At 40.2% G+C, this 13,573-nt stretch carries 14 protein-coding genes; 11 read left to right on the forward strand and 3 right to left on the reverse strand.

Features of this window, described 5'->3' with window-relative positions; genetic code table 11:
* Positions 1-36 precede the first annotated feature (36 nt).
* Entirely contained in the window at positions 37-2,760 is a 2,724-nt protein-coding gene (locus R0J88_RS12645) for an insulinase family protein (protein ID WP_410900092.1), read from the reverse strand.
* A 190-nt stretch (positions 2,761-2,950) separates the two neighbouring features.
* On the opposite strand from R0J88_RS12645, the gene sixA reads away from it, so the two are divergent.
* The 3 genes from sixA to R0J88_RS12660 are packed head-to-tail and all read left to right on the forward strand — an operon-like array spanning position 2,951 to position 4,533.
* Entirely contained in the window at positions 2,951-3,421 is a 471-nt protein-coding gene (gene sixA / locus R0J88_RS12650; protein WP_248518451.1) for a phosphohistidine phosphatase SixA, read from the forward strand.
* A 14-nt stretch (positions 3,422-3,435) separates the two neighbouring features.
* The gene (locus tag R0J88_RS12655) at positions 3,436-3,789 is read left to right on the forward strand and encodes a RidA family protein (RefSeq protein ID WP_410900093.1); all 354 of its coding nucleotides are present in this window, start codon (positions 3,436-3,438) and stop codon (positions 3,787-3,789) included.
* A 6-nt stretch (positions 3,790-3,795) separates the two neighbouring features.
* Entirely contained in the window at positions 3,796-4,533 is a 738-nt protein-coding gene (locus R0J88_RS12660) for an SDR family oxidoreductase (RefSeq protein ID WP_410900094.1), read from the forward strand.
* Position 4,534: 1 nt separating this feature from the next.
* Here the strand turns inward: R0J88_RS12660 and R0J88_RS12665 are convergent, their stop codons facing one another.
* Both R0J88_RS12665 and smrB read right to left on the reverse strand, forming a co-directional pair.
* Positions 4,535-5,464 (reverse strand): AEC family transporter, encoded by a 930-nt coding sequence (locus tag R0J88_RS12665; protein ID WP_006793352.1) that lies wholly within the window; start codon positions 5,462-5,464, stop codon positions 4,535-4,537.
* Positions 5,465-5,491: 27 nt separating this feature from the next.
* Positions 5,492-6,049 (reverse strand): endonuclease SmrB, encoded by a 558-nt coding sequence (gene smrB / locus R0J88_RS12670; protein ID WP_006793353.1) that lies wholly within the window; start codon positions 6,047-6,049, stop codon positions 5,492-5,494.
* Positions 6,050-6,201: 152 nt separating this feature from the next.
* On the opposite strand from smrB, the gene prmB reads away from it, so the two are divergent.
* From prmB to R0J88_RS12710, 8 genes are all read left to right on the forward strand, one after another.
* On the forward strand, positions 6,202-7,137 hold the full coding sequence (gene prmB, locus R0J88_RS12675) for a 50S ribosomal protein L3 N(5)-glutamine methyltransferase (protein ID WP_039036634.1): 936 nt from the start codon (positions 6,202-6,204) through the stop codon (positions 7,135-7,137).
* Between the two features lie 103 nt (positions 7,138-7,240).
* Complete coding sequence (gene aroC, locus R0J88_RS12680; RefSeq protein ID WP_410900095.1) at positions 7,241-8,338, forward strand: chorismate synthase; 1,098 nt, start codon at positions 7,241-7,243, stop codon at positions 8,336-8,338.
* A gap of 121 nt (positions 8,339-8,459) precedes the next feature.
* On the forward strand, positions 8,460-8,852 hold the full coding sequence (locus tag R0J88_RS12685; protein WP_410900096.1) for a DUF4112 domain-containing protein: 393 nt from the start codon (positions 8,460-8,462) through the stop codon (positions 8,850-8,852).
* A gap of 68 nt (positions 8,853-8,920) precedes the next feature.
* The gene (locus R0J88_RS12690; RefSeq protein ID WP_305397855.1) at positions 8,921-9,568 is read left to right on the forward strand and encodes a glutathione S-transferase family protein; all 648 of its coding nucleotides are present in this window, start codon (positions 8,921-8,923) and stop codon (positions 9,566-9,568) included.
* 107 nt (positions 9,569-9,675) lie between these two features.
* The gene (locus tag R0J88_RS12695) at positions 9,676-10,230 is read left to right on the forward strand and encodes an elongation factor P hydroxylase (RefSeq protein WP_243533052.1); all 555 of its coding nucleotides are present in this window, start codon (positions 9,676-9,678) and stop codon (positions 10,228-10,230) included.
* Complete coding sequence (locus R0J88_RS12700) at positions 10,220-11,383, forward strand: ATP-NAD kinase family protein (RefSeq protein WP_410900097.1); 1,164 nt, start codon at positions 10,220-10,222, stop codon at positions 11,381-11,383. Before R0J88_RS12695 ends, R0J88_RS12700 begins: the two co-directional genes overlap by 11 nt.
* On the forward strand, positions 11,380-11,655 hold the full coding sequence (locus R0J88_RS12705) for a YfcL family protein (protein ID WP_006793362.1): 276 nt from the start codon (positions 11,380-11,382) through the stop codon (positions 11,653-11,655). The genes R0J88_RS12700 and R0J88_RS12705 overlap by 4 nt, the downstream gene beginning before the upstream one ends.
* 145 nt (positions 11,656-11,800) lie before the next feature.
* On the forward strand, positions 11,801-13,357 hold the full coding sequence (locus tag R0J88_RS12710; RefSeq protein ID WP_006793363.1) for an AbgT family transporter: 1,557 nt from the start codon (positions 11,801-11,803) through the stop codon (positions 13,355-13,357).
* Positions 13,358-13,573: the final 216 nt, after the last annotated feature.

A 13,573-nucleotide genomic window follows, 5' to 3' on the forward strand; every position in this document is an offset into this window, starting at 1 on the left:
TTACTAATGACAATTTAAAACAAGGACATTCAAGAGTCAAAGAGAATGCGAGTAAACCGGTGTTTTTTGAGATTTATTAACTTTAGCGTTACTTAAAAGCTCGTATCTTGGCCTATCTTCATCAAAAAGTACCAGAGCATAATCTTTAATTTCTTGTAGAGTCAGCATGTTAAGTGCACAAAGCAATCGTTTTTGCATATCAAAATTATGATCTCTGTTACCTATGGCAAGCCATAAGCGTTGTGATCGCAAACGTAAGTTTTTATCTTTTTCTGCAATATGCGTTTTTAAACCATGCTTTTGTTGCTGCCAGCTATGCTCGTCTAGCTCATTGATATTACCTAAATATTGATTCACATAGTGAGTATGGCGATGTAGCAAGGTTTTTGAGTCAAATTTAGGGGACTGTATATAAAAAGCAATGCCTGCCCGGGTGTTAAAAGGCGCGTAACCCGCACCAACCAAATAACCTAATTGTTGTGTTGTGCGCAACTCGTTAAAGTAGTCTTGGTTCATTAAATGATTTAACGCCATCATTTTAACTTTTTCGTTCACGTCATTGGTTTGTGCCTGGTAATACACAACCATGGCATGATCGTTACACGGTAACTCAATTTCATAACGTGTTGCTTTTTTTATTTCAAATAAAGGGCGTCTTAAATCGTCGATAGTTGTGGCATTCTGCAAATGTGCAGCCACCTTTTTTTGAAATTCTAAAGCATGATTTTCTTGCCAGTTACCATGTAAAAAAGACTCCACATGTAACGCCTTAAAAAAGTCTTGTCTAAATTCATTAAATTGCTGGAAACTTGTTGCTTTTAACGCTTCTGCTAAATCGTTAGGCTGTGGATTCCAAGGCATTAGTTTTGCACCTAAAATACTAAACAACTCACTAACAGGTTTGTTTTGGTTGCTGTTACGCCAATGCCTAACAAGTTGTTTTTTATACTCGGCAAAGCGCTTTGCACATATATCTACATTAAATAACGCATCTAAAAGTTCATCGACGAGTTCTAATTGGCTCGATGATAACCCTGCAGTATGTAGTGTAAGTCCCCCTTGGTGGGAGGTTAAATGATAACTTAAACCAGCCAGTTCTGCTGGGTAAAACTGCTCGCCAACACTATCCATAAATAAATCGGTAAATAAGCGTGTTAGCGCCATATGCTTTACGTCTTTTACCGCAAAGTCAGAGTCCATAGCTAAATAAAAATGACCTTTCGCTACTCTAAATGTGCTGTCTTGTTTAAACCAAAAATCAAACCCCGGTTCTTTTACTAAAAGTGTGGGTTGCTCTTGGGGCTTTTCTATTTCGAAAAGCTCAACCTCTTTAGTGAGATATGGGTTTGCAGTGGGTAGGTACATATCTTTAAGTGGTTTATTGATATCACTAAGGGCATCAAGCCAACTAGGTGATACTTTTTCTACTTTATAGGGTGTGTTGTACCACGCAGTTTTATGCTCGGGTTCTACGTCAGGGTGAATGAGTACAATACGCATATTGTTAGGTTTTAACCATTGCATCGCCATTTCGTGCGTTGCTTTATTAAAGCCTTCCATTAGGTAGTCACCTTGTACATAGTTGCATTCATCATAATGCTGCATATTGATGCTCAAACTACTTACCCAATCAATAAGTCGTGATTTTTCTTGGTTATCAAACGCAATTTGTAAAAGATTTTTTTTGTCTTGATATAAGCGGGGCAGCTTTTCTGTGTTGGCATTAATTAAACATATGTACTCAAAAAGCATTTCGATAATATCTTCAAAATATTCTATACCCTCATCGGTAAGCGCCATGCTGACATTAAAATCTTTAAAGTTACTGCCGTTAATGCCCCCTCCCGCCGAAAGGGCATTTATCCAACCTTGCTCTTTTAAAATAGAATACAGTGAGCCTTGTCCTTCATAACCGAGTAAATGTGCAATAAAACTGACGGTTTTATGTCGGTAAAAGTCATCAATATTAGGCATTGCAAAACTAACGATTAGTTTTTGCATGTGTTTGTGTGGCTCTATATGTAAAATTTTCCCTAGGTCTTGTTTTCGATAAAGTGGCTCGCTGATCTCAGGTTTTACAGATGCTTTATTTCCTAAAATTTGGCTAAAGTGAGCTTTTACCCAGGTTTGAAGAGTGTCTAGCTTTTCGTTTGCACATACAACTAATGTCATCCATTGTGCTTGGTAATGCTCATTAAAAAAGTCACAAAGTTCGTCGCTAATACAGCGTTTTCTGTCTGCGAGTGTTTGCAGGTTACCAACAGAAAACTTAGCGAAAGGATGTGCAGGGTTAACCGTTTCTTTATGGGCCTGATAAATGCGACGGGCATCGTCCTTAATTTTTAATTTAAATTCTGCATCAATGGCATTACGTTCTTTTTCTGTTTCATTAGCACTTAACAGAGGGGCAATAAAAAAGCGGCTAAATTGTAATAATGCGTGTTCAAACTCTTGATTGTTTATATCAAAAAAGTAGCAGCTGTGTTCTGTACCGGTCCATGCATTTGTGTTTCCGCCTGCTTGCGAAACAAAATTATTAAAACTTCCAGAGTCTGGAAATTGGTCTGTGCCTAAAAAAAGCATGTGCTCTAAAAAGTGAGCAAGACCTTGCCTATCAGCAGGATCGTCAAAGTGGCCCGCATTTACAGCCATTGATGCTGCAGCCTTTGTTGAATCTTTATCTTGCACAAGCAATACTTTTAGACCATTGTCCAGTGTAAGGGCGCGGTATGCTCTATTATCATTGCGGCTGATATTCAAATGGTGCTCCTGAAACTAAACGTTTACTTGATAACAACAGAGGATAACTTCAGGGTAGCAAGGGTGTGCTAAAAGATTTACCTGAATGTCGTGAAAGAACTATTTTAGAAAAAATAAGTTTATGTTGTTAATATAGCTGACAAGTGAGCAAACTGGCTACTGTTTATATTCTTTAATCGGTTGATTTTTTATGAAAACAATCTTAATAATGCGCCACGGCGAAGCTGCACCTATGCAGGCCGATGATGCGGCAAGAAATTTAACCCAAGTGGGTCATTTAGAAGCAAAAAAAATGGGGCTATGGCTTGCCAATACGCAAAAACCGGATGCATTGTTAGTTAGCCCTTACGTACGAGCTCAACAAACAGCAAACGGGGTCGCTGAAAGTATCACGTTTAAATATAGCGAAACGTGTGCCGATATTACCCCGGAAGGCAAACCGCATGTTGCAGCTGATTACCTTGAAACACTCATCCAAATGCACCCCGAGTGTAATAGTTGGTTAATTGTAGCGCACATGCCAATAGTGAGCTATTTGGTTGATCAGCTTTGTCCTGGAAACATGCCTATATTTAATACAGGTGCTGTGGCTGTCATTCATTACAACGAAAATACGAATCGTAGCGAATATATAAATATAAACGCTCCTGCCGATTTATAAATTAAGAGACTAATATGACCATTGAACGTCTTCAAACCGGTGCGCGAATGAGTCGCATTGTAAAGCACAACGGCACTGTTTATTTGTGTGGACAGGTATGCGCTGATGCTGAAAAGGAAATCACAGAGCAAACGCAAACCATGCTCGATAAAGTAGAAGCACTGTTAGATGAGGCCGGTAGCTCAAAAAAGCATATGTTAAGCGCAACAATTTATGTAAAAAGTATGGAGTATTTTGCCGATATGAATGCTGTGTGGGATGCATGGGTACCAGAAGGTTATGCACCGGCACGCGCTTGTGTAGAAGCCAAAATGGCACGCGATGCGCTATTGGTCGAAATTTCGGTAGTGGCAGCGCTAAAGGACTAATTTTGTATGAACAAAGCGCGGGTGGTACTCATAACCGGTTCTAGTCGAGGTATAGGGGCAGCCACCGCTGTTTATTTTGCGCGCCAAGGATATGATGTATGTATTAACTATAAGACCCATTTAACTCAAGCAGAATACGTTGCCGATAGAGTAAGAAGTTATGGTGTACGAGCCGAACTAGTAAGGGCCGATGTATCTCAAGAGAGCGATGTTAACGATTTATTTTCACGTATAGATAAAGTATTTGGCCGGCTCGACGTACTTGTAAATAATGCCGGTGTGCTTAAACCTCAAATGCCGCTGCTAAACATGGACGCAAAGCGAATTAACGAATTACTCACTACAAACATTACCAGCACATTTATATGTAGCCGAGAAGCCATTAAGCGTATGTTACCCGGTAGCAGTATTGTTAATGTGTCATCGGTAGCGGCTAAAACAGGTTCACCTAATGAATACATTGATTATGCAGCGACAAAGGGCGCTATTGATACATTGACCATGGGTCTCGCCAAAGAGGTTGCTTGTAAAGGCGTGCGCGTTAATTGTGTTAGGCCAGGCCTTATTTACACTGATATGCACACAGATGGTGGTGAAGAGGGGCGGGTAGAACGGCTTAAAAGTAATCTTCCTCTGCGTAGGGGTGGGCAACCTGAAGAAGTGGCTGCTGCAATATACTTTTTAGCCTCACATTCTGCTTCATTTACCACAGGCACTTTTATTGATGTAGCTGGTGGCTTATAAATTAAAGTAAAACCGCTAACCAAAACGTTAAACTCACTACACTTAAAATAGTAGATAGCACCACCGCTCCTGCAAGCGTTGCTTCATGTTGTTTAATTTGACTCGCTATTAAATAGGCGTTTACGCCAACAGGTGAGGCACTTAATAAAACTAGTACGGTTAGTATTTGCGGGTCGAGCTTAAATATATATGACCCAATAAATAGTACGCCTGCCGGCAATATAATAATTTTTAAAATCGAGGCAATTAAAGCAGGTTGCCAGTTTGCTGCTATTTTATAAAACGCTAGGTTTGCGCCCAATACAAATAGCGCACAGGCTATTGCAGGGGTTGCTAATAATGCCAAACTGTCCGTTAAGTTTTTAAATAATACAATGCCCGAAACGTTAATGATTAAGCCACAACCAATACTTAAAACAATAGGGTTAAGCACCATGCTTTTGCCAAACTGTGACCACGAGAACGAACTGCTATTGCCCTTTGCCCCAATTAAATAGGTCAGTGCAAATAATAAAGTGCTGTGGAAGGTGATGATCATAAAAGCAATGGCTATTTTCTCTTTGCCCAGCGATGCAATAATGATAGGAATACCTACCAACACCATGTTTGAGTAACTAGCCGCAAGACCAAATACGCCGTGTTTTTGGTAATTTTTACTATTATTTTTATTCAAATAAAATCGGTCGACTAAAATACCTAATCCAAAAATACACAACACCGGGATATAAAAACTTAAAAATGCAGAAAGACTAATGCTTTGCTTTAAGTCTATTTGCGACATATTCAATAATAAAAAAGCCGGCAAACTTATGTAAAAAGTAAATTTACTCAGCCCTGTAATGTGCTGTTTGTTAAAAAACGAAAGCCGGCAACAGCCATAACCCAATGCGACAATGAAGATAAGTGGAAAAATAATAGAAACAATATGCACGTAATTACTTCCTAGTAATATGTTGGGTTAGCGTCTAAATTCATCGCTTTGTGGTAAGTTTATCAAAATAAGTACCGCGCCTTTACCACCGTATTCAAGTGGCGCTTGATGCATTGCAATTACGTCTGGGTGCTGAACTAGGTACTGAGGAATTTTATGTTTAAGTATGCCACCACCAATTCCGTGCACAACACACGCACAATAATAATGTTGTTTTTTACATTCGTGAATGAGTCCTGCTAATTCATCTTTAGCAATTTCTTTGTTTAAGCCATGCAAATCAAGCGTTAAATCAGGTGCAAAGTCGCCTCGTCGTAATTGCTTGGGTAAATAAGTGTCGTGCCCTTCTTTTACATAATGGACAGTGCCGTGGGTGTCTATATCGGGAATATATTCATCTGAGAAATAAAATTCAGATTGAGCCTGCTTTTTTTGCTGGGCAAATTGCTTTGCTTGTGACACCTTAGGCTTTGTATCAAAACGATGAGTATCTTGTTTAAATACTTTAGCGCCTGTGATCGTTTGGCGAAATAAGTCTATGTCGTCATTGCTTAGGGACGATGGTGATGGAGAGTCTTTTTTCATAACAATTACCTAAACAAAAAAACGTAAAAACGCAGCGCAAAAGGCGGTACAATACTTAAATGAGAGACAATTGTAATTTGCTAAGCCAATATAGGCAATGCAATCGTCTTAAAGACTCAAAACAGTCAGTAAGCTAATACAGGTAAAAATATATGAGCGATTTACAAATTGAAGAAGCAACACTCGAAGAAGCTGTTGCAGAACTGTCAACTTTACATGACTGGTTACGTTGGACTACAAGCCAATTTGCAAGTAGTAGCATATTTTTTGGACACGGAACAGATAACGCGTGGGATGAAGCTGTGAGCCTGCTTTTACCAGCGCTTAGCTTACCCGTTGATGCACCAAAAGAATTAATGCATGCGCGTTTAACAAGTACAGAAAAAAACCGACTAGCGAGTCTTATTGCTGAGCGTATAAACGACTGCACTCCAGTCCCTTATTTAACTAACATTGCATGGTTTGCAAGCATGCCGTTTTACGTAGATGAACGTGTACTAATTCCTCGTTCACCATTTGCAGAACTTATTAGCAATCGGTTTACGCCTTGGCTTGTTGAGCCAAACTCGGTAAATCGTATTTTAGATTTATGTACAGGGTCGGGCTGTATAGCCATCGCACTTGCACAAGCATTTGAGCAAGCGCAAGTAGACGCTGTTGATATTTCGTATGAAGCGCTTGAAGTAACTGATATTAACATTAATGACTACATGTTAAGTGATCGAGTACTGCCTATACAATCAGATGTATTTAGTGGCGTAGAAGGCCAAAAATACGACTTAATCGTGGCTAATCCACCGTATGTGGATGCTGAAGATATGGCAGACTTACCGCGCGAATTTCACCATGAGCCAGAGCTAGGCCTTGCATCAGGGCACGATGGTCTTGATGTAACGCGTACTATTTTAAGCGAAGCCAGCAATCATCTAACCGATAACGGTTTGTTATTTGTAGAAGTGGGGAACTCTATGGTACATATGGATGCTTTGTATCCAAATGCGCCATTTGAATGGATTGAGTTTGAACAAGGTGGTTTAGGCGTATTTGTTATTAGCAAAAAACAGCTAGATGAGTATTTTTCAAAATAACACGACTTGCTTTAGGTTAATATGAGCTAACTTAAACGTAAGTGAATACATGGCTGGGCATATTAGCCCAGCTAATGGTCGTCATTAGGAATGAGGAAAGTTAATGGCAGGTAATAGCATTGGACAGTTATTTAAAGTGTCCACTTTTGGAGAGAGCCATGGCGTTGCTTTAGGCGGCGTTGTTGACGGCACTCCCGCAGGTCTTGAATTAACAGAGGCCGACTTACAAATAGATTTAGATCGCCGCAAACCAGGCCAAAGCCGATATACCACGCAGCGCCGCGAGAGCGATCAAATAAAAATATTAGCAGGCGTTTTTGAAGGTAAAACAACGGGTACAAGTATTGGTTTATTAATCGAAAATACCGATCAACGTTCACAAGATTACGGCAAAATTAAAGACGTGTTTCGCCCAGGCCATGGTGATTACAGCTATTGGCACAAATATGGCCTTCGTGATTATCGCGGAGGTGGCCGCTCGTCTGCACGTGAAACCGCAATACGCGTAGCAGCTGGCGCAATTGCTAAAAAATATTTAAAGCAATTTCATGGTATTGAAGTAAAAGCATGCTTAAGCCAACTAGGTCCTATTAAAGCAGAAAGTTACGATTGGGAAGAAGTTGAAAACAACTTGTTCTTTTTTCCTGATGTAAGCAAGCTAGAAGCGCTCGATGAATACATGCGTGACCTAAAAAAACAAGGTGACTCAGTAGGCGCTAAAGTGAAGGTAGTGGCAAGCAATGTACCTGTAGGGTTAGGTGAGCCTGTATTTGATAGGTTAGATGCTGAAATTGCGCATTCACTAATGAGCATTAATGCCGTTAAAGGTGTTGAAATTGGTGATGGCTTTGACGTTGTTGAACAAAAAGGCTCAGAGCATCGTGATGAACTAACACCTGAAGGGTTTACTTCAAACCATGCTGGTGGTGTGCTTGCAGGTATTTCTACAGGGCAAGACATAGTAGCGTCTATTGCGTTAAAACCGACATCAAGTATTACTATCCCTGGTAAGAGCATTAATACAAGCAACGAAGCGGTTGAGATGATCACCAAAGGTCGTCACGATCCGTGTGTGGGCATTCGAGCAATACCTATTGCTGAGGCTATGATGGCTATTACATTAATGGACCATTTACTGCGCCAGCGCGGTCAAAACCCGCATGTAAACCACGAGCATGGACCCATTAACGGCTCTGTATAATGGTTTAAATTTAGTCACTTTAAAAGCGCGTTTTTCGCGCTTTTTGTTTATGTAAAATAGTTAATGTAGTTTAAGGCCCAGTTCAACTTTACCGTTATATGATTTTCCATAGAGGTAAATTATGCAAGATTCAATTCAAACACACAGTGAATACGCTAAACAAAAAGCAACCCTTGCGCGCCTAGCGCGTTTTAGCCAATTAACCGACAGTAGTATTCGTTTTCCTTTCACAAACTTTAGGTTTGGTATTGAGGCGGTGATTGGTTTTGTGCCCGTTGTAGGGGATGTGATAGGGCTTATTTTATCTAGTTACGTATTATTTGAGGCTCAAAAGTTAGGTATTAGCTGGCATGTTAAACTGCTGATAATTATTAATATGCTGATAGATTTTTTTGTCGGATCTATTCCTATTTTTGGCGATATATTTGATGCGTTTTTTAAAGCTAATACCCGAAATACACACATACTTAAAAAGCATATTACAAAGCAACTAAATAAAAACAGTAACGGGTAATTTTTAGTATTTATTTTGCGGTTAATTAATGTACAGTTGGGAAGTTCGTTTTTAACAAGGAATAGGTAATGGAATTATTTATCGGCAATAAAAACTACTCAAGCTGGTCATTGCGCGCATGGTATTTAATGAGTAAATTTGAATTGGAGTTTGATGAGATTCAGCTTGTACTCGATACCCCAGACTTTTACAGCGAGTTAAAAAAACATTTTACAGTTCAAAAGGTACCCGCATTAATTGATGGTGATTTACACGTTTGGGACTCACTTGCTATTTGTGAATACATTAACGATGCGTACCTTTCGCAAGTTGCCTGGCCTAAATACGTAACGCAGCGTGCAACTGCACGAGCTTTAAGCGCTGAAATGCACTCAGGCTTTATGGCTCTTCGAAGTGAAATGCCAATGAATATAAGGGCAAAGCGAAAAATTACACTTTCAGATGATGCTAAAAAAGACATCGCCCGCATCGACGACATATTTGCTAAACAGCAAGAAATTTACCCAAACCAGTGGATGTTTGGCGATTTTAGTATCGTTGATGCAATGTATGCCCCCATTGTACTGCGATTGAAAACCTATCAGGTAACCTTGTCTAAAGCCGCTAATAGTTATTGCCAACATGTATTAGCATGCCCTGTATTACAAAGCTGGATAACTCAAGCACTGCAAGAAACCGATATTGTTGATGCAGATGAAGCTGGGGTTGATTTATAAATATAGGTCAGTAAGCGACTTTTACTTTAGCTATAAAAGCCCGTACAATTCGTCTCGTTTTTAGTGCGCCAAAAGGCGCTTTAACCGAGACGAATTAGTCGTATTATATGCATCAAATCGCTGATCTTATTTCTATTTTCGAAAACACATTTTACCAAAGCCATAATACAAGGCTGATCAAAGGTGATTGTGAGCCCGTGTACCTTCCTGCAACACAAGACATTCCTTATCATCAAATTGTGTTTGCACATGGTTTTTATGCCAGTGCCTTACATGAAATAGCCCATTGGCTGGTTGCGGGCATTGATCGTCGACAACAAGAAGATTACGGCTATTGGTATTGCCCCGATGGCCGCGATAAACACCAGCAGGCTGAGTTCGAAAGTGTAGAAGTCAAGCCACAAGCCATTGAATGGCTATTAAGCACCGCAGCGGGTTTTCCCTTTAATGTATCGGTAGATAATTTAAATGGTGAGCAAACATGTCGTTTTGATTTTCAAAAGCGGGTTCACCAGCGCGTGCTTACGTTGATTGAAAGTGGTTTTAATGCACGAACTCAATCATTATTAATCGCGCTTACTCGTTTTTATCACACACCATGGCCAATGACTGCAAATCAGTTTGATTGGCAACACCCTCAGGAGTTTTGTGATGCAGTTTAAATTAGGTTTAATTATAAACCCTGTAGCAGGATTAGGCGGAAGTGTCGCCCTCAAGGGAAGTGATGGGGCGCAAACCGCAGCAAAAGCGATTGAGCTAGGTGCACAACCTAAAGCAAATAGCCGTACTAAAGCCGCACTAGAAATACTGTTACCGTATAAAGAGCAGCTTGTTATTTATACCGTAAATGGCGAAATGGGCGAACAAACAGCAAAAGCTTTAGGTTTTAATGTTGAAGTTGTATACAACACAGACGCAGTAACAACGCCGGATGATACCGAGAGTGCCGCACAGGTGTTAAAAAATGCCGATGTAGATTTAGTTCTATTTGCAGGTGGCGATGGCACCGCACGTAATATTTGCCATGCCATTGAAGATACTGTCCCAGTGCTTGGCATTCCTGCCGGATGTAAAATCCACTCTGGCGTATATGCCATTACACCAAAAGCTGCAGGGCGAGTTGTTGAAATGCTCGTAAAAGGCGAGTTAGTGACGTTAGCTGATGCCGATGTAATGGATATTGACGAAGACGCATTTAGGAAGGGCACAGTAAAAGCTAAACGATTTGGCGAAATGCAAATACCCAGCGAAGTACGTTATGTGCAAGCTGTAAAAAATGGCGGTAAAGAAACAGACGAATTAGTACTTTCAGATATAGCCGCTTACGTTGTGAGCGAAATGGACGAAGACACACTTTACATTATGGGTAGTGGTTCAACAGTCGAAGCTATAATGGAAGAAATGGGCCTTGAAAATACTTTGTTGGGTGTTGATTTAATAAAAGATCAAACACTTGTAGGCCAAGACCTAACAGCCGCCGACTTACTTGAACTTACCCATAAGAAAAAGACCAAACTTGTGATCACTTTAATTGGTGGGCAGGGTCATATTTTTGGTCGCGGAAATCAGCAGCTAAGCCCTGCGCTTATCCGCGCTATTGGCAAAGAGAACATTATTGTTGTTGCAACAAAAACCAAGCTACAGGCATTGAATAACCGCCCGTTAATTTGCGATACAGGCGACAACGAACTAGACGACGAATTAACAGGTTACATAAAAGTAACCACCGGATTTAACGACCATATTATGTATGCAGTAGGGCACCAATTCCAAGATGAAACGGGTGCTATACAAAATCAGGAGATAAACAAGTGACCTTAGTAAACTATATTGACGCGGCTCAACAGTATTATGATGATTTAGTTATCAAAGCAACGGATGACGAATTATTTGCAGGCGGCTACTTACGCGGTCATTTTGATCTTGCTGTAGGCTATGCTGAAGTTGAGCAACTTACTATCAGTATTGAGCAGTTAAACGAAACAGTAGAGCAAAGTCTTGTAAAAGCGTACCGTAACGGAGAACTTAACGAAGAAGACAAGGCACTAGTTGTTCGCTTATGGGAAGAAGTTAAAGCGCTCGCTTAGTAACCAAATGAACAAAAAAAGCACGATTATCTTTGGTAATCGTGCTTTTTTTGTTTAACGTTCCTAAAATAGCTTTTTACGTTAATTTACTGTTGCGTATTAATGCGATATTGTTACTTAAATAAATTTTAATGAGCGAAATACAATGAGTAATAATCAAGATGCTTTACCTTCAGGAGTTGTTGCGCGCTTCTTGAATGTAGTTGAGCGGGTTGGTAATAAGCTACCTGATCCAGCAATTATATTTTTGTTTGCTATGTTATTAATATGGGGTTTGTCGTGGTGGTTTTCTGGCGTAAGTTTTGATGCAATTGATCCGCGTACAGGCGAAGCAATTATAATAAACAACATGCTTGCAAGCGACTCGTTGGCCACTTTTTTATCTTCAATGGTAAAAACATTTACCGGCTTTGCTCCTTTAGGCGTAGTACTTGTTGCTATGTTAGGTGTTGGTGTCGCTGAGCACTCAGGCTTTATTAATACTGGCCTTAAGCTGATGTTAAAAGTAACGCCTAAAAAGCTGTTAACACCGTCAATTATTTTAGTGGCTATTGTAAGCCATACAGCCACGGACGCAGGTTACGTGCTTGTGATACCGTTAGCTGGCGTAATCTTTTATGCAGCAGGAAGGCACCCATTAGCGGGTATTGCAGCGGCGTTTGCCGGTGTAAGTGGTGGCTTTGGCGCCAACTTTATTCCATCTGGAATAGACCCACTACTGCAAAGCTTTACACAAAGTGCTGCTCATATTATTAATCCTGATATGTCGATAAATCCATTAAATAATTGGGCGTTTGCCTCAGCATCAAGCATGTTTATTGTATTACTGGGTTGGTATATTACCGATAAGATTATTGAACCTCGTTTACAAAATACGCCACTTGATGGAAACAGTGAAGACTTACCTGTTTTTGAAGATGCGCGTAGCGATGAAAAGCGCGCATTCTTCATAGCAAGCAGCGTAATGATTGCAGGCATTGCTTTACTCGCTTACGTGTCTGCGCCGGTAGATTCAGCCATGCGTAGTAGCGATGGCTCCTTAACTAATTTCCGTTCACCTTTGATGCAATCTATTGTGCCGTTGATCTTTTTGTTATTTTGGATCCCAGGCGCAGTATATGGCTTTACAGTAGGTACATTTAAAAGCTCTAAAGATATGATAGATGCCATGAGCAAGGCAATGGGCGGTATGGCTTACTACATTGTTATGGCATTCTTTTGTGCGTTATTTATTGCTGCCTTTAGCAAATCTAACTTAGGGGCATTACTTGCAATCGAAGGGGCGCAGTTATTAAAAGCAATGGCACTTCCAAGTTCGGTAACGGTGGTAGGTATTATATTTTTAACCGCATTCGTTAATTTATTTGTAGGCTCTAGCTCGGCCAAGTGGGCATTACTAGGGCCGGTATTTGTGCCTATGTTAATGCAATTGGGTATTTCACCTGATTTAACGCAAGCGGCTTATCGTGTTGGTGATTCTAGCTCTAATATTATTACACCGCTTATGCCTTACTTCCCATTAGTTGTGGTTTATTGTCAAAAGTACGTTAAAAGTACGGGAATTGGTACGCTAATAGCGATGATGCTGCCATACTCGGTTGCATTTTTAATAGGTTGGAGCTTGTTTCTACTCGGTTATTGGGCATTGGGTATTCCGCTAGGGTTAGATGCAAGTTACGTGTATCCAGCAGTAGCGCCTTAACATAGAGCATTCGATACAATACAGTAAAAGCCTCACTATTAATAAAGTAGTGGGGCTTTTTAGTTTTAATTGAATGATTTACACAGAAGTTTATAGTCGCTGTGCTTTGAAGATAATCATGGTTTGCGGTTGTGAGCTACGCAGAACAGCTTGAACCATTACTTAAATTTTAGACACAAAAAAACCTTGGCACTCTCGTACCAAGGTTTTTTTATT

Origin of the sequence: Pseudoalteromonas sp. SIMBA_162 (genome assembly GCF_046535955.1) — a bacterium.
Lineage (GTDB): Bacteria > Pseudomonadota > Gammaproteobacteria > Enterobacterales > Alteromonadaceae > Pseudoalteromonas > Pseudoalteromonas marina.